The organism is Actinoplanes campanulatus, from assembly GCF_014647795.1.
GTDB classification, from domain to species: domain Bacteria; phylum Actinomycetota; class Actinomycetes; order Mycobacteriales; family Micromonosporaceae; genus Actinoplanes; species Actinoplanes campanulatus.
On record NZ_BMPW01000029.1, the window covers coordinates 61,037 to 76,411 of the forward strand.

A 15,375-nucleotide genomic window follows, 5' to 3' on the forward strand; every position below is an offset into this window, starting at 1 on the left:
GTCCCGGCACCGCGTCACCATCTTCACGTCTCACCAGCCGAGCAGGTTCCACTGCCACAAGAACCAGGTCAGGGCCACCATCGCCGTCAGCAGGGCCGCCTGGTGGACACGGGCGGCCACGCCCGCGCCGCTGCCGCGCCAGCCTTTGACCGTCAGGCCCGTCGCGGCCACAGCCGCCGTCAGCGCCACGACCGGCACGCCCCGCAGCAATCGGAAGCTCAGCGGTACGCCGTAGAGGAACTCGCCGGACCGGGTCAGCACCGTGACGATCAGCCCGCCCAGGAACACCACACCGAGCACGGCCGCGGCCACCGCCAGCCGGCGCGCCAGCCGCCAGGTAGGCGTCGTCCCGGCCGGCCGCCGGCGGATCCGGCGTACCAGCCGGCCGATCAGCAGCGCCGGCACGCCGAGGACCGGCAGGAGGAACACCAGGAGCACACCCAGATTGACCGGCAGGGTCTCGGCACGCGACATCAGTTCGGCCGCCGATCCGTCGGTGGCCACGTAATGCCGGCCGTCCGTACCGACGAGGAACACCAGCCGGTCGCCGTCGGCGGCCTGATACCGCCCGTCGCCCTGCCGCGTCCACGTCTTCTGCCGGAACGTGAGGACACCGGCATCGTCGATGGCCAGCCGGGACGGCGAGAGCAGGGTGGTGAACTTCTCGAAGGAGGTCGCGTTGTGCCGGGCCGGCTTGTAGAACCCGGCTCGTGGCTCGGCCGGCCGCGCCGCACCGACGGTGGCCCGGGCGGCCTGCTCGCCGCCGGCGGCCCCACCCTCCGGAGCGAACCGGTCGAAGAAGTCGTCGACGAGCCTCTGCAGGTCCGGGTTGCCGCCGCTGAGGCTGTTCATGGTGAGGAAAAGCCCGAGGTCGCAGTCCGGCACCAGCATCATGATGCTGGTGAACCCCTCCCAACCGCCGTCGTGCAGCAGGACCCGGTGCCCGTTGACCGTGCGTTCCTTGAAGCCGTGGGCATATCCGTCGACGCGCGGGTCGGCGGTGAACGAACGCTGATGCATCCGCGCCGTGGTCTGCGGACTGAGGATCCGCCCGGCACCGAAGCGGCCCTCGTGCAGGTGGGCGTTCATGAAGCCGGCCATGTCCGCCGCGGTGGTGGTGATCGAGCCGTCCGGCGGCATCCGGTCGAAGGTGAACGGGTACACCTTCGGCGGGGTGAGATCGGTGTCGTAGCTGCGGGCCAGATCGGGGGCCAGGGCGGCGGGCACCGGCTCGGCGGCGGTGCTGCGTGCCATGCCGAGCGGGTCGAGCAGGTGCCGCTGGATGTACTGGTCGTAGCGTTCACCGCTGACCTCGCTGACGATGTGGCCGGCGAGGGCGGCCCCGTAGTTCGAGTAGGCGGAGACCTCACCGGGTGGGCGGATCCGGGCGGGCATGTGATCGGCCAGGTACCGGCCCAGCGGCGGTACGCCCGCGGCGTCGCGCGCGCCGGTGCCGGTGATGACGTCCTCGAAACCGGCGGTGTGGCTCATCAGGTGCCGCAGCGTGACCGGCTGGTCGTAGGTGCCCGGCACCTGGAAGCCGGCGAGATACCGGTTCACGTCGGCATCGAGGTCGAGCCGGCCGACCTCCACCTGCTGCATGACCGCCGTCCACGTGAACAGTTTGGAGATCGACGCGATCCGTACCAGGGAACGTGACGCGTCGAAGGGTACGGCGCGTTCGGTGTCGGCCATCCCGTACCCCTTGGCGAAGGCCGTGGCGCCGCCGGCGGCGACCGACACCGCCGCACCGGGCACCCGTGCGGCCGTCAACCGGATGGGCAGGGCGCCGTCGAAGAACCCGGCCAATGCGGCCGGAGTCGCCGTCGGGCAGGCGACCGGCACCGCGACGGCCGGCCGCGCGGGCGCGACGGCCGGTACCGCCACGCAGCCGAGGAACAGGCTGATCAGTGTCCGGCGGGTCAGGGCTCTCATCGTGGTGCTCCTCAAGTCTCATCGCTGGCGGGCGATGCCGAGCCTCCCGCTGACCGGTGCACCGGCACATCGCCGCACGGTCGGCGCCGGAACCCCACGAAAGGCGCAACCGGCGGGCCCCGATCGTCGACGAAAGTCGCAGTGGCCGCCCGGGCGGCACTGCCTAGGCTGCGGACATGCAAACGCGACCTACGGACCCCCGGCCGGCGGACGCCGCATTGGTGCTGGCGTGTCTCGCGCTGACGGTGCTGGCGGTGAAGACGCCCTGGTCGCCGCTGCCGTGGCCGGTCGTGGCGGTGGCCGGGGCACTGGGCAGCGCGGCCGTGTGGCTTCGCCGCCGGTGGCCGGTGGCCGCCGCGGTCACCGGTGCGGGTACCTTCGCGCTGACCGGCAACCCCGGGCCGCTCCTGATCGGGCTCTACCACGGCGCCCGGTACGCGCCACGTCGCAGCGGCTGGCTGTGCGGGCTCGCCGCATGGGCCGGCTTCGTGGGCTGGTCCTGGTTCGACATCGGGCAGTTGACCATCGACAACGTCGCCTTTCCACCCCTCGGCATCGGCCTGGTGGTCCTCGCTGGGATCAATCTCGCCACCCGCGACGAGCTGCTGGCGTCCCTGCAGGAGCAGGCTCGGCGGGCCGAGTCCGAGCGGCTGCTGCGCGACGAGCAGGCCCGCGCCGCCGAGCGCACCCGCATCGCCCGGGAGATGCACGACGTCCTGGCCCACAAGGTGTCGCTCATCGCCCTGTACGCCGGTGCGCTGGAACTGCGCGCCACCGACGATCCGAAACTGCGCGACGGCACGGCGCTGATCCGCACCACGGCCCGTGAGGCGCTGGTGGACCTCCGGGAGGTGCTGGGCATTCTGCGCACCGACGTGGCACCCGCATCGGAAGCCGCCACCGCCGGGCGGTTCCCGGACCTGAGCGCACTGGTCGGGGCGTCCAGCCGGGCGGGGCACCCGGTCGAGCTGCACGACGAGGCCGGCGACCTGCCGGCGGCCACCGCCCGGGTCGTGTACCGCATCGTCCAGGAGGGCCTGACCAACGCCCACAAACACGCACCCGAGGCACCGACGACCGTGTCGGTGCGCCGTGACGGGGACGGGAGCGTCGCCGTGTCCGTACACAACGAGATGGGTGCCGCACCGATGGACCTGCCCGGCTCCGGGGCCGGGCTGGTGGGTCTGGCGGAGCGGATCCGGCTGGTCGGCGGGTCGTTGCGCAGTGGCCCGGTGGCCGGGGACGGCTGGCAGCTGTCCGCCGTCGTACCCTGGCTGGACCCTCGATCGGAGTTTCGATGATCTCAGTACTGCTCGCCGACGACGAGGCGCTGATCCGGGCCGGCCTGCGGATGATCCTGGAGACGAGCGACGACCTGACCGTCGTCGACGAGGCCGGCGACGGTCAGGCGGCGGTGGCCGCCGTCGAGCGGCACCGGCCCGACGTCGTTCTGATGGACATCCGTATGCCCCGCCTCGACGGGCTCGAAGCGACGGCGGCCATCCGGGCCAAGCCGCAACCACCGTCGGTCATCGTGCTCACCACGTTCAACACCGACCACGACGTGTTCCGGGCCCTCGAAGCGGGCGCCACCGGATTCCTGCTGAAGGACACGCCACCCGCCGATCTGCTGCGAGCCGTACGCCTCGCCGCCGCCGGCGACGCCATGCTGTCACCGAGCGTGACCCGCCAGGTGATCCACCGCTTCACCGCGGAGGACCGGTCGCGCAGCCGCGTCGCGGCACTCGACAGGCTCCGCCCCCTGACCGAGCGGGAGCGCGAGGTGCTCGTACAGATCGGGCTCGGTCACGCCAATGCCGTCATCGCCCGCGCCCTGCACATGAGCGAAGCCACCGTGAAGAGCCACATCACCCGCCTGTTCGAGAAGCTCGCGGCCACCAACCGTGTCCAGCTGGCCATCGCCGCGTTCCGGGCCGGCCTGGTCGAATGATGGGTTGTGGCCGGCTGTCTTCGGCTGGGCACCGGCTGCTAGTCCTTGGGACAGCCGTTGCTCTCCTGCGGTGCGGCACCCTCCGTCCCGTACAGATCCCCGATCAGGAACAGACAACGCGGCGCGGTATTCGCCGCCTCCTGCGCACTGGCCGGCGTGGGCAGCCGTAGGATTGCGGTATTCCGGGACGCGCCCACCCTCGACTCTGCGAACGTGATCCGCCCACTCGCGCCCACGTAGGCGAACTCGCGGTCGCGGAACAGTTGCGCCAGCCAGGCCCGGTTCCACGCTCCTGGTCCGGCCTTCCGGGCCGCGGTGACGACCATGTCGGCTGCGTCGAAGGCGATGCCCACCCGTTCGCCCGGGTACGACGGCACCGCCCACGCCTCGCCGTTCAGTTCGGACGCCTCATCGTTGATCAGGTCGTAGTAGCCGGCGCAGAACTCCACCAGCGGCCCCTTGTCGGACAGCGGCGCCGCGGGACTGCGCTCCGCGGCGCAACTGCGCCCGGCGAGGACGACCAGGCTGCCGAGTGCTACGTAGTCCAGGTTCATCTCGGACACGAAGCTCTGCTGCCGAAAGGAAGGCTGAGCGACTATCCGTTCGATCGCGTCGTCGGCGACGATCCGCGGCAGAGCCTGCACCGCGCAGTCCTCCTTGATGTTCTGCAGGAAGCTCGAATAGCCCGTCTCCCGGCCGGCATAGAAGTACATCCGGCGTTCGCCGGACGCCCGGGGATCAGGCTTCGTGCAAGGTTTCAGGGCATTCTCGTCTGACAGATCGATGACCTCGACCTCGACCGCGGTGAGGCTTTCGGCGGCTTTTTCGACCTCGGTCACCAGACTTTCGATGTAGTCGTCGGGTGGGTCGGAGCGCTCGGGGCGGACGATGGTGAGCAGGTGGACTGCCGGGTCCTTGAGATGGTTCAGATAGCCGGCCAACAGCTTGGCCTGTTGCGGGTTCCCGGACACCATCTGGAAGTAGAACTTCGAGATGTCGGCCAGCCCGGAGCCGGTCAGCGTGGTGCCGATCGTCGGTACGGCCGCCCGTCCCAGGTCAGCGATGGCCAGCCTGGTCTGCTTGACCGTGCGGTCCAGACCGACCACGGCCTTGATGCTCGCGTCCCGCTCGACCAGTGGGATCAGCACGTCCCGGGTGACCCGGTCGGCCGCGGCCATCTCGCGGCCGCCGTTCGCGATGATCACGCGGAGCAGGGGATCGTCCTCGCCGGTCACCGAGATGTTCTGCTGCCGCTGCACGATGGCGAGCCCGATCAGCTCCTCGGCGACCGCAATGTCGGTTTCGAGGTCGGCGCCGGCATGGGTGAGGCCACCGAAGTAGATGATGCTGATCAGCGGCCGGTTCCGGTGCGTGTCGTGAATCCTGGCCGCCTCGGCGTTGAGCCGGAAGATCTCGCGCTGGGCGGCCGCGAGCCGGTCGTTGGTGCCGAAGATCTGGCCGTCGTTGTCGCTGTAGCCGACGCATTGTTTGTCGCCGGGCGCGATCTCGGCCAGCCGCACGTCGATCCCGGCAGAGGTTTTCGCCCTCAGGTAGGAGCAGCCCGCCTGCCAGAAGTCCTGCAACCGGGCGGCGGGCAGCGCGGCGACCGCGACCAGGCAGCCCACCAGGATCACCTCGAGCACGCCGCGCCGGGCCAGCCGGGAAGGCTTGCCCGGGTCGAGGTCCAGGTCGGCCCAGGCGTCGGGATCCTCGCCGGAGGTCCGGGCGATCGCCTCCGGCCGCAGCGGCTCGGGCAGGTGAATGGTGAGGAACCGGGCGTCGGCCGCGAGTTTCTGCCGCTGGACGGGCAGTTCTCGCTTCCAGGTGCTGTAGGCGGTGGCGCTGGCCGGGGCGAACAGCGGCACCTCCTCGGGCCGGTCGATTTCCGTGCCGGCATCAGGAGTCCCGGGCTCGTCGCGGCACCCGGCGATGACCAGCAAGGGGTCCACTTTTCCGGTCTCGTTGCGGACGTCGTTGATCAGGCGCAGCAGCGGGAGACCGCCGTTCTCCTCGCTCGCGTGGTCGATCAGCACCGGTACGTACGCCGTGCGCCGCCACCCCCGGCGCCGCGGCAGCACCGACAACCGGCGCCGCCGGTACGCCTGCCGCAGATCCTCCAGGAAGGCGTGGACGAGCAGTTTGTGGAGCTGTCCGGCGTTCTGCTCGTCGAGCCGGCCGGCGGTGAGGCGTTCCGCGAAGCCGAAGAAGTCGGAGGAGTGCTCCGGCACCATGTAGGTCTGGCGCCGCATGAACCACCGGGCCTCCGGCACGATGCCGTACGAGCGGCGGCCGAGCCATTTGAGGATCAAGAGCCGGACGAACCAGAGCGCCCCGCTGAGGCCGAGGGTGCTGAACCCGCTGTCGCCCTGGGCGGACACCTGGGTTTGTGCCGCCTCCTGAATGGAGGGCGATTGACCACGCCATTTCCGGAGCAGCGCGACGATCTCCGACTGGGGGTCGCGGTTGCGGGATGGGGTGAGCGTCTGGCGGGTGAGGAACTTGGCGACGCGGTACCGGCGGAAGCTGTTGGGCCGGGCGGAGAACCGGTCCTCCTGGAGGCGCTGACACAGCTGTTCCAGCAAGATCAGCTTGGGTGGTTCGGATGCCGCCGTCGACGCGAGGACCGCGGTCGCGGCGTCCAGGAACACATAGGGCGTCCGCGGCTCAGCCTTTTCCAGCACATCGCGGAATCCCCGGAGGAATCCGTGCACGGACTCCTCCGGCCCGACCAGGCGGATGAGCGGCAGGGGGATGTCGCCGTGCACCGCCATGTCCGACACCCGGGGCAGGAACGGAGGCCGTTTGCGCAGCGTGAGCACCAGCTTCAGCAGCTCATGGACCCCTGGGAAGACAGGTGGCCTGAACTCCGCTGCCATGTGTGCCCCGCTCCACGCAACTGATCTACATCGAAGCGATGATGATAGCCATTCGTCGCTACGCATCGGGGTCACACGATGTCGGTAAGTAGGCGATACCGGAGTGGGAGCCGGAGCGATATGCCTCACCGGGAGCCAATAGTCACAGCGCAGCATGAACATCATTGCGCTTGGTATCGATCCCAGTCTCCGCCGTGATCATCCACGAGAGATCACGATGGACGGAGCCGATCAGGCATACGTGACACGGCGAGGCAATCGTGGACTTGCGGCTGTTGGGGCCGGTGCAACTGTGGACCGAGGAAAACCGATCAGGGTGGGGCCGCCGAAACAGCGGGCGGTCCTGGCCGCCTTGGCCTATTCGGTGGGGCAACCGGTGCCGGTCAGTGTGCTGATCGAGCGGGTCTGGTGCGACAGCCCACCCGCCGAGGCGCGGACGAGCATTCAAGCCTATGTGACGCGGCTGCGGCGACTCACGGGGCCGGAGCGGCCGATCGACATCGCCCGGGCCGGCGACGGCTACCAACTCAACCTGCCCTGGCCGGATGTCGACGTGAACAGGACCCGCCATCTCGCCCGGCAGGCGCGTTCCAGTCTGGAGATCGGTGACCGACTGCATCGGCATCCGGCCGACCACCTCGGGGTCGAACCGGGGCCAGAGCTGCGCCGGCTGCACCAGGCGCTGCTGCAACCCAAGCCGGACCCCGGCCGGTAACCGAATTGGCGGGAGTACCGGCTCTCGGCGGGGTTGTTCCTCCCATGAGATCCCGACCGGCTGATGCCGGCCGGACATGATCCTGACGCGCAGCGGTTGCGGTCGGCTTGGCGTGTGCTTGGCGTCCGCTTGACGGCCCTCATCCACCGTGTACCACCTCGACAGCCGCCACTCGCGGCGACCCGCCGACTCAAGTACCTGGCCGACACCGCCGCACTCCGGATCCCGAAGACGCACGGGATCTGCAACGATGAATCATGACCTCCGGATGGCGGAACGATGGGGATCCTCTGGCAGCGATCGCGGGCGCGATCGCCCTGATCATGATCGTTTTCTATGTCGGACTGATACGTCAGCAGGGTGGTCAGGTGGCGGCCTGGTTCCTCGCCGGACTGGCAATCGCAGCACTTCTTTCGATCTATGGCGTAGCTCGCACAGCGCCCGGGCGCCGGCCGGTGCTGGCGGTGTCGGGCCTGATGATGGTGGCACTCGGCCTTCTCGGCATCCTGTCGATCGGAATACCCATCCTCGGTGCGGGCGTTCTGGCCCTGGTCGCTGCCACGCGCGCAGCGGGCGCCGGGGCGGGGTCGCCCGCTCGGTAGAGGGTTCGCCGGCGCGCGGAGACGTGCGTTCCCCGTTCCCGGCGCTGGGTGATGCGATTACGTAATTCTCTGCATCCAATACTCGGCGTCGTAGGCCTTCATGGCGAGCTGGCTACCCGGTGCGGCTTCGCCGGCGAGGCGCATCAACTCCGCACAAGCCGTGGCATCTCCGCTTCGGGCCAGGGCCGACAGCACCTCGGGCCGTACGTGTGGGTCGGGATCATCTCGGTTCACGGTGATGGCCCGCCTCGTCACCGGATGATCGAAGGCGTGGGTGCACAGGACCCGGACCGCGCTCGCACGTACCCGACCGTCACAGTCTGTAGCGAGTTTGGCCAGGAGGTCCGTCGCGATCAGGCTGGCGAGAACGCTGACATCTGATTCGGCGGTCAGGCGGATCCGCAGGACGCAGAGAATCTCCTCCCGGCACGGTGCCGGGCCGATGGCAAGGGCATGCAGCAATTCGGCCGCGTACAGCCGTGCGTGAAGGTCAGGAGCCAGCAGTACGGCAGTGGCCCAGCGCGCGGTCGCCTCGACGTCTGGCCTACTGCTCGCCGTGTGCCAGGACTGTGTCCAGTTGACCGAGTTCGGGTCTCGGTCCATCAGGGCACGCGCCATCAACTCGTCGAGCGAGGCGCCGATACCAAGGTGCTCTTCGACGTAGGTCACGATCGCCACATGAGCCATCTGCATCTGCGCCCATCGGCCGTCGGCTGCGGTCGCCCGGATGGATGCCGTGTGGTCGTAGGCGTCGACCGGAACGGTCTCACGTTGGACCACGGCGCCGGCATCGCCAAGCCGTCGTCGTAGCTCAGTCATGGGGTCGACGCCCACCCAGCTGCGGGCGATGCGCAGCATGGGCTTCGTCGTGTTCTCCTCCAGGCGGTCCTGAATGACCTGGTAAGCCCCGTAGTCCGCGGCCCACAACATCAGCTCGGTGTCGTTACGGGCAGAGTCGGACCAGCCGTTCTCGAGGAGTTCCCGGACACGCGTGCCGTGCCCGGCCGCTGCCGCCGCCCGCAGCAGGGCGCTGCCCTCGCCGACGGCGGGGCCAGCCGGATACACCAAACGATCTTGCATCGAAGCCATTGTTCACGAGCCGGGGCGTGGGCCGCCACTCCGTCCTGGAGCCACTCCTATTAGCCGCCCGGGAACCGCCTTCATCTGCCGCGTCAAGTGCGCGCCGGTCTGGCGGGTTCGTCACACGTCATCGCTTCTCGGCCATCCGGCGTTGCGGAACCGGAAAGGGTAGCGTCCATGTTGTGGAGGCGTTTTCCCGCAACGGCATGCGGTTCGACGTGTCGGACGAGGGGCCGGTGGGCGCGGAGACGGTCGTGCTCCTGCACGGGTTCCCACAGAGCGCGCAATCGTGGATCGGCGTTTCCCGGCCGCTGCTCGCGGCCGGTTACCGGGTCATCGCGCCGGACCAACGCGGTTACACCCCGCGAGCCCGGCCTCGGTCCCGGCGGGCTTACCGGCTCAACGAACTCGTGGCCGACGTCGTGGCCCTCGCCGATGCCGCCGGGACCGAACGGATTCACCTGGTAGGCCACGACTGGGGCGGCGGGGTTGCGTGGATGTTCGCCGCCACGAGACCGGAACGCCTGCATACCCTCACCGCCGTTTCCGCACCACACCCACGTGCGGTGGCAAAAGCCATGCTGACCAGTCGGCAGTCCTGGCAGGCGTGGCACGTCGGGTTCTTCCAGGTGCCGTGGCTTCCCGAGGCTGCCATCCGGTCGCGGGGTGGCCGCCTCGCGGTGGCACTGCTCGAGCGGTCCGGCCTCAGTGCAGACCTGGCGAGGGCGTACGCCGACCGGCTCATCAACGACCCCGAGGGCCTGGCCGCCGCGTTGCGCTGGTACCGCGCCATGCCGCTCGACACCTCCGTCGGACTCAGGGCCGGAGCGGTCACCGTCCCGACGACCTACGTCTGGAGCACCAACGACATCGCCATCGGTCGCCGTGCCGCGGAGCTGACCAGCCGGTGGGTGACAGGCCCGTTCGACTTCAAGGTGCTCGAAGGCGTTTCGCACTGGATCCCCGAACAGGCGCCGGATGCACTGGCCACGTACATCCTGGAGCGGATCAGAAGCATTTCACCGACGACCTGAATGACGCGCCGTTTCGGCATGGGGACGTTGCCGATCCTCCACGCCGTCCGCCGGCGGACGCACGGATCTGTCGCCGAGCAGTCACCATCGCGAGGCTTACGCGACCGCAGTGGTGGAAGTCGATGAGAGGCCGAACGCATCGCTGACGGCGAGCAGCGACAGCATGCTCACCGCGACGCCGATCAGAGCCGTGACCAGCGGCAGCCCGGCGGCAACCAGCGAGCCGAGCGTGATGAACAGAATCACCGCGGCCAGCCCGATGGCCACCAGTTCAGCGATGCCGGCCGGCCCACCGGCTTCCAGTGCGTCACCGCCCGCCTCGACGGTCAGACCGGATGCGCGGGCCGTGCCGGCCGCGGCGTCGAGGTCAGCGCGACTGTCAGCGTTCACGCTGCTCGCGGCCACCTCGAAGGTGACGGTCGCGTACGCCGCTGTCTTGTCATCGCTGACCGCGTGGGACTCGAACGGGTCGTCCACCCGGTCAACCTGGCCCCCTTGGCCCAACTGCGCGACCGCAGTGTCGATCACCGACTTGTAGGGTTCGGATGTGACCTGCTGGCCATCGGGAGCCACGAACACCACTCGCGCCTCAGCGCTCTCCGCGATCAGGCCCGGGAATCGTTCCTGCAGCAGCTCGAACGTTTGCTGCGACTCTGTTCCCGGCATCGAGAAGTCGTCGGCGGGAGCCGCCGGCGCCGTCAACCCCGCGAAGATCGCCCCGCCCAGAATCGTGAGCCACGCGAGGAGCATCGCGATTCGGTGTTCAAACGCGAAGCGGCCGAGTCTGGCCAAGATCGTCGCCACAGAAGGTCTCCATCCCAAGTGCGTGAAGAAACCACCATCCCGATTTGAGCGTCGAAAGTCGTCGTTCCGATGACGGCATTTCGGTACGTAATCCGCACCCCGTGATCCCGCTCGCCGTACTGCACAAGCAGTAGGCCAGCACCCCGCCTGAACGCTCGCCTCCGAGCGTCCACACATCTGGCACCGCGATGGGGATTCGGTAAGAGGAGGCACCGGCGAGCGTGTCGGCGGGCGAACATCGCTCACGAGATGGCCCACGTGCTGCTAGAACACGAGTCACGAGGTCACCGGCGCCGGGCTCGATGCCGTGGCCGCGGCTCTCGACGACCCGCGTTCGGCCATCACCGCCCCTCACTGATGTCCGGCAGGGGCACGTACCGCACGGTCTTGCCGGCCTCCAGCGGCACGGCCGCGTAGTACACGCCTGCTGGACCTGGGCGTTCACGACGACCTCGCTCATGGACTGCCACGCCGAGAGGTCGTGGCATCAGAAGCGTTGATCCTGTGCCGCCCGAAAAGTCATCACCGCTGGTAGATCAAGGGCACCACCGTCTTTGGGAGCATGACCGGGTGATCGTGTCCCTGGCGGAATGCGAAGCAGCGGCAGGTGCTCTCACGGCTGGCCAGGTCTCGGGTGGTGGCTTCGGCGGCGGGCGAGGGGCTATCTCGGTGCGGTCGGTGACAGTCCGCTGCTGGCTGTGCAACGCGGTGGCGAACAGGGAGTCGAGTTCGGCGATACGTAACGGTCGTTCGGCGACGGTGGGCAAGGTGGACCCCTACGGTGCCCGCATCGGAGTCATCGGTGGCCATACCCGGGTGTCGGATGCGGCAGTGAGGGGGAGTCAGGCTTCGAACAGTACATCGTCTGCTGTACTGTTCGGGTGTGCAGACTTTGACTCACGGCGCGGTACTGGCCCGGTTCGGGCACGCCATCTCGGATTCGACCCGGGCGCGGCTACTCCTGGCGCTGCTCGACGGTCCGGGATATCCGGCGCAGCTGGCCGAGTTGCTCGGCACGACCCGGCAGAACGTGTCGAACCACCTGACCTGCCTGCGGGGCTGCGGCCTGGTCGTGGCCGTCCCGGAAGGTAGGCGGGTCCGTTACGAACTCGCCGACCCCCGGCTGGCCCACGCCCTGGGTGACCTGCTGGGCGTGGTGCTCGCCGTGGATCCCGACGGCTGCCCGGACTCCGCGACGAGGGGCTGCTGCGGATGACCGGCCCGCTGATCCCGATCACCCCGGCCGGCCTGTCGCCGCAACGCCGGACCGCGCTGCATCGGCGAGTGCGTCTGCTGGTCGCCGCGACCATCACCTACAACGTCATCGAGGCAGTCGTCGCGATCACCGCGGGCACCGTCGCCTCCTCGACCGCGCTGATCGGCTTCGGCCTGGACTCGGTGATCGAGGTGTCCTCGGCCGCTGCGGTGGCCTGGCAGTTCACCGGTAAAGATCCGCAGCGGCGGGAGAGGGCCGCGCTGCGCGTCATCGCCGTCTCATTCTTCGCCCTGGCGGCGTACGTGAGCGTCGAGTCGATCCGGGCACTGGCCGGCGGCACGGAGGCCGAGCACTCCAGCGAGGGCCTGATCCTGGCCGCGCTCTCGCTGGCGATCATGCCCGGCCTGTCGTACGCCCAGCGGCGGGCAGGCCGCGATCTCGGCTCCCGGTCGGCCGTCGCCGACTCCAAGCAGACCCTGCTGTGCACCTACCTGTCCGCGGTCCTGCTGGTGGGTCTGGCGGTCAACAGCCTTTTCGGCTGGTCCTGGGCCGACCCGGTCGCCGCTCTCGTCATCGCCGCCGTCGCGGTCAAGGAAGGCCGAGAGGCCTGGCGGGGCGACGCCTGCTGCGCGTTAGTCACGACGGTGACGGCGCCGGAGAGCCCGGACGCTTGCGGTTGCGCGCCCGGCTGCGACTGCTGCGGCAGCGCTCGGACCTGATGCCGGAAGCGCGTGCGGGTCAGGCAGGCGGAAGCAGATCTGCGAGCAGGGCCTCGATTCGCGTACGGATCTCGTCGCGGATCGGGCGGACGGCCTCGACGCCCTTGCCGGCCGGGTCTTCGAGTTTCCAGTCCTCGTAGCGTTTGCCGGGGAAGACGGGGCAGGCGTCGCCGCAGCCCATGGTGATGATGACGTCGGATTCCTTGGCGGCGTCCCAGGTCAGCTTGGTGGGAGTCTGGTCGGTGATGTCGATGCCGACCTCCTTCATGGCCTCGACAGCGGCGGGGTTGATGGTGTCGGCGGGGGCGGAGCCGGCGGAGCGGACCTCGACGCGGTCGCCCGCGAGGTGGCGTAGCCAGCCGGCGGCCATCTGGGAGCGGCCGGCGTTGTGGACGCAGACGAACAGGACGGTTGGCTTGATGTCGCTCATGGCTTCTGTTCTTCCTCGAGGGCCGGTGCTGCTGGGGCAGGGTCAGACGGTGCGGCTGGGTTCGACGACGACCTTGTCGGCGGTGTCACCGGCGGTGGGGTAGAGGGCGAGCAGGACGCCGACGCCGATGATCAGGCCGACGACTTGGGCTGTGACGAAGCCGGGCACCGAAGCTGGGGCGATGCCGGCGAAGGTGTCGGTGAAGGCGCGGCCGATGGTGACGGCGGGGTTGGCGAAGCTGGTGCTGCTGGTGAACCAGTAGGCGGCGCCGATGTAGGCACCGACGGCGGCGGGGGCGACGGAGGCACGGCCGGATCGGCTGATGGCGAAGATCAGCAGGAGCAGGCCGACGACGGCGACGATCTCGCCGAGCCAAAGGTTGCCGGCGGTGCGGTCTTTGGTCGACATGGTGACGGGTGCCAGGTCGAACATCAGGTTCGCCAGGATCGAGCCGGTGATCGCTCCAAGGGTCTGCGCTACGGCGTACCCGGTCAGGTCCTTGATCTTCAAGCCGGTGCCGGTCCGTCGGCCCAGGAACCAGTCGGCGGCGGAGACGACCGGATTGAAGTGGGCGCCGGAGACCGGGCCGAAGGTGAGGATCAGCGTGCCGAGGGCGAATGCGGTGGCGACCGAGTTCTCGAGCAGTTGCAGGCCGACGTCGTTGGGCGACAGTCGGGTCGCCATGATGCCGGAGCCGACGACGGCGGTGACCAGCAGTGCGGTGCCGAGGAACTCGGCGAGCAGCCGCCGCCACAGGGTGATCTGGTGCATGGGTTGGAATGGCTCCGGTTCCGTCGGCGGGGATGTCACTGGATGGCTGGGGTCAGCCGTGGTCGGCTCCGGTGTGGATGACGGGGGCGATCCGGTCTATGCGGTCGGCCAGGTCGGTGTAGGCGGCCTCGAACGCCTCGTCGGTGTCGATACGGGCGGGATCGGGCACGGACCAGTGCAGCCGCGGGCGGATCGGGCCGGTGAGGTCTTCGTGGGCGTTGTCGCAGACCGCGATGATCAGGTCGCCCTCGCCGACGACGTCGTCGACGTGGTGGGTGCCGGTGGGGTCGAGGGCGAGGCCGTGCTCGTGGGCGACCCGGACCGCCCGTGGATGCACGCGCTGGGCGGGGGCGGTGCCGGCGGAGGCGACCTCGCCGCCGATGCGGTCACGCCATAGCGCCGCGGCCAGCTGGGAGCGAGCCGAGTTGTGGGTGCAGACGAACACCACCCGTTCCGCGCTGTCCAGCCGTGGCGTGGTGAGCGAGGACAGCACGCCAGGGATGAGGCGCAGGTAGGTGCGGCGGCGATCGCCCTCGGACCTGGTGCGCACGAGCAGGCCCGCTTCCTGGAGGACCTTGACGTGGTGGGCGACCAGGTTGGTGGCCATGGCAAGGCCGGTGGCGATCTCGCCGGGGGAGGCGTCGCCGAGGACGAGCGCGTCGACGATGGCGAGGCGGGCGGGGTCGCCGAGAGCGGCATGCACCCGTGCCCGCGCCGTCAGCGACGAAGTTTCAGCGTTCATTGACTCAATGATTGCTGATCCATATGCGCCCTGGCAAGCGAATGCCGGCGGGGCATCAGGTGAGAAGGCTGGCCAACTGCCGCATCATGTCCGGCCGGGCCCGGTAGTACACCCAGCTGCCGCGCCGCTCGGCGTCGACCAGGCCGGCCTCGCGCAGGGTCTTGAGGTGATGCGAGATGGTCGGCCCGGAGAGCTCGAACGCCGGGGTCAGGTCGCACACGCAGGCTTCGCCGCCCGGTGCGGACGCGATCATCGACATCAGTTGCAGCCGGACCGGATCGCCGAGGGCCTTGAATGCCGGCGCCAGGACTGCGGCGGTCTCTGCCGGGATGCGGCTCTGCGTCATCGGCGGGCAGCACGGCTCGTCCGGGGTGGGATCGGAGAGCGTGAGCGGCACGGCTGATTTCGACATGCGTCTAGGTTGACATCTATCTAAACCGCGTGCAACTCTCTGTTTCGAGAAACATCGAATTCGACAGACGTCGAGACGAGTCGCGAGG

General features: G+C 69.2%; 15 protein-coding genes. 7 read left to right on the top strand and 8 right to left on the bottom strand.

Annotation, left to right across the window (positions count from 1 at the left end; all coding sequences use genetic code 11):
- Window positions 1-30 precede the first annotated feature (30 nt).
- The gene (locus tag IEZ13_RS39970) at window positions 31-1,935 is read right to left on the bottom strand and encodes a serine hydrolase domain-containing protein (RefSeq protein WP_183226778.1); all 1,905 of its coding nucleotides are present in this window, start codon (window positions 1,933-1,935) and stop codon (window positions 31-33) included.
- A 176-nt stretch (window positions 1,936-2,111) separates the two neighbouring features.
- On the opposite strand from IEZ13_RS39970, the gene IEZ13_RS39975 reads away from it, so the two are divergent.
- Together IEZ13_RS39975 and IEZ13_RS39980 are read left to right on the top strand one after the other, a co-directional pair.
- Window positions 2,112-3,236, top strand: coding sequence for a sensor histidine kinase (locus IEZ13_RS39975; protein WP_183226779.1), 1,125 nt, complete (start codon window positions 2,112-2,114; stop codon window positions 3,234-3,236).
- Entirely contained in the window at window positions 3,233-3,886 is a 654-nt protein-coding gene (locus tag IEZ13_RS39980; protein ID WP_183226780.1) for a response regulator, read from the top strand. Before IEZ13_RS39975 ends, IEZ13_RS39980 begins: the two co-directional genes overlap by 4 nt.
- Window positions 3,887-3,924: 38 nt before the next feature.
- On the opposite strand, the gene IEZ13_RS39985 is transcribed toward IEZ13_RS39980, so the two are convergent.
- Entirely contained in the window at window positions 3,925-6,828 is a 2,904-nt protein-coding gene (locus tag IEZ13_RS39985; protein WP_183226781.1) for a type 1 periplasmic-binding domain-containing protein, read from the bottom strand.
- 250 nt (window positions 6,829-7,078) lie between these two features.
- On the opposite strand from IEZ13_RS39985, the gene IEZ13_RS39990 reads away from it, so the two are divergent.
- Together IEZ13_RS39990 and IEZ13_RS39995 are read left to right on the top strand one after the other, a co-directional pair.
- On the top strand, window positions 7,079-7,477 hold the full coding sequence (locus IEZ13_RS39990; RefSeq protein ID WP_221246286.1) for a winged helix-turn-helix domain-containing protein: 399 nt from the start codon (window positions 7,079-7,081) through the stop codon (window positions 7,475-7,477).
- Between the two features lie 257 nt (window positions 7,478-7,734).
- A complete protein-coding gene (locus tag IEZ13_RS39995; RefSeq protein WP_183226783.1) occupies window positions 7,735-8,079 on the top strand; it encodes a hypothetical protein in 345 nt (114 codons plus the stop codon).
- 57 nt (window positions 8,080-8,136) lie between these two features.
- Here the strand turns inward: IEZ13_RS39995 and IEZ13_RS40000 are convergent, their stop codons facing one another.
- On the bottom strand, window positions 8,137-9,159 hold the full coding sequence (locus IEZ13_RS40000) for a HEAT repeat domain-containing protein (protein ID WP_183226784.1): 1,023 nt from the start codon (window positions 9,157-9,159) through the stop codon (window positions 8,137-8,139).
- Window positions 9,160-9,341: 182 nt separating this feature from the next.
- Between IEZ13_RS40000 and IEZ13_RS40005 the strand changes: the two genes are divergently transcribed.
- Window positions 9,342-10,193 (top strand): alpha/beta fold hydrolase, encoded by an 852-nt coding sequence (locus IEZ13_RS40005; RefSeq protein ID WP_203834075.1) that lies wholly within the window; start codon window positions 9,342-9,344, stop codon window positions 10,191-10,193.
- Window positions 10,194-10,289: 96 nt separating this feature from the next.
- Here IEZ13_RS40005 and IEZ13_RS40010 read toward each other — a convergent pair whose 3' ends face one another.
- Window positions 10,290-10,997 (bottom strand): MMPL family transporter, encoded by a 708-nt coding sequence (locus IEZ13_RS40010; RefSeq protein ID WP_229795632.1) that lies wholly within the window; start codon window positions 10,995-10,997, stop codon window positions 10,290-10,292.
- Window positions 10,998-11,880: 883 nt separating this feature from the next.
- On the opposite strand from IEZ13_RS40010, the gene IEZ13_RS40015 reads away from it, so the two are divergent.
- Both IEZ13_RS40015 and IEZ13_RS40020 read left to right on the top strand, forming a co-directional pair.
- Complete coding sequence (locus IEZ13_RS40015; protein WP_183226785.1) at window positions 11,881-12,213, top strand: ArsR/SmtB family transcription factor; 333 nt, start codon at window positions 11,881-11,883, stop codon at window positions 12,211-12,213.
- Window positions 12,210-12,932 (top strand): cation efflux transmembrane domain-containing protein, encoded by a 723-nt coding sequence (locus tag IEZ13_RS40020; RefSeq protein WP_183226786.1) that lies wholly within the window; start codon window positions 12,210-12,212, stop codon window positions 12,930-12,932. Before IEZ13_RS40015 ends, IEZ13_RS40020 begins: the two co-directional genes overlap by 4 nt.
- Before the next feature lie 19 nt (window positions 12,933-12,951).
- On the opposite strand, the gene IEZ13_RS47155 is transcribed toward IEZ13_RS40020, so the two are convergent.
- From IEZ13_RS47155 to IEZ13_RS40035, 4 genes are read right to left on the bottom strand one after another with little or no spacing between them, the layout of a single operon-like run.
- A complete protein-coding gene (locus IEZ13_RS47155; RefSeq protein WP_203834074.1) occupies window positions 12,952-13,362 on the bottom strand; it encodes an arsenate reductase ArsC in 411 nt (136 codons plus the stop codon).
- 42 nt (window positions 13,363-13,404) lie between these two features.
- On the bottom strand, window positions 13,405-14,133 hold the full coding sequence (locus IEZ13_RS47160; RefSeq protein ID WP_203834073.1) for an aquaporin: 729 nt from the start codon (window positions 14,131-14,133) through the stop codon (window positions 13,405-13,407).
- Between the two features lie 52 nt (window positions 14,134-14,185).
- Window positions 14,186-14,875, bottom strand: coding sequence for an arsenate reductase/protein-tyrosine-phosphatase family protein (locus tag IEZ13_RS40030; RefSeq protein WP_183226787.1), 690 nt, complete (start codon window positions 14,873-14,875; stop codon window positions 14,186-14,188).
- A gap of 55 nt (window positions 14,876-14,930) precedes the next feature.
- The gene (locus tag IEZ13_RS40035; protein WP_183226788.1) at window positions 14,931-15,287 is read right to left on the bottom strand and encodes an ArsR/SmtB family transcription factor; all 357 of its coding nucleotides are present in this window, start codon (window positions 15,285-15,287) and stop codon (window positions 14,931-14,933) included.
- Window positions 15,288-15,375: the final 88 nt, after the last annotated feature.

Bases quoted from the DNA above. Each gene is read 5' to 3' on its own strand.
- IEZ13_RS39970 (WP_183226778.1), bottom strand. From the start codon at position 1,935: ATGAGAGCCCTGACCCGCCGGACACTGATCAGCCTGTTCCTCGGCTGC.
- IEZ13_RS39975 (WP_183226779.1), top strand. From the start codon at position 2,112: ATGCAAACGCGACCTACGGACCCCCGGCCGGCGGACGCCGCATTGGTG.
- IEZ13_RS39980 (WP_183226780.1), top strand. From the start codon at position 3,233: ATGATCTCAGTACTGCTCGCCGACGACGAGGCGCTGATCCGGGCCGGC.
- IEZ13_RS39985 (WP_183226781.1), bottom strand. From the start codon at position 6,828: ATGCGTAGCGACGAATGGCTATCATCATCGCTTCGATGTAGATCAGTT.
- IEZ13_RS39995 (WP_183226783.1), top strand. From the start codon at position 7,735: ATGACCTCCGGATGGCGGAACGATGGGGATCCTCTGGCAGCGATCGCG.
- IEZ13_RS40000 (WP_183226784.1), bottom strand. From the start codon at position 9,159: ATGCAAGATCGTTTGGTGTATCCGGCTGGCCCCGCCGTCGGCGAGGGC.
- IEZ13_RS40020 (WP_183226786.1), top strand. From the start codon at position 12,210: ATGACCGGCCCGCTGATCCCGATCACCCCGGCCGGCCTGTCGCCGCAA.
- IEZ13_RS47155 (WP_203834074.1), bottom strand. From the start codon at position 13,362: ATGAGCGACATCAAGCCAACCGTCCTGTTCGTCTGCGTCCACAACGCC.
- IEZ13_RS47160 (WP_203834073.1), bottom strand. From the start codon at position 14,133: ATGCACCAGATCACCCTGTGGCGGCGGCTGCTCGCCGAGTTCCTCGGC.
- IEZ13_RS40030 (WP_183226787.1), bottom strand. From the start codon at position 14,875: ATGAACGCTGAAACTTCGTCGCTGACGGCGCGGGCACGGGTGCATGCC.
- IEZ13_RS40035 (WP_183226788.1), bottom strand. From the start codon at position 15,287: ATGTCGAAATCAGCCGTGCCGCTCACGCTCTCCGATCCCACCCCGGAC.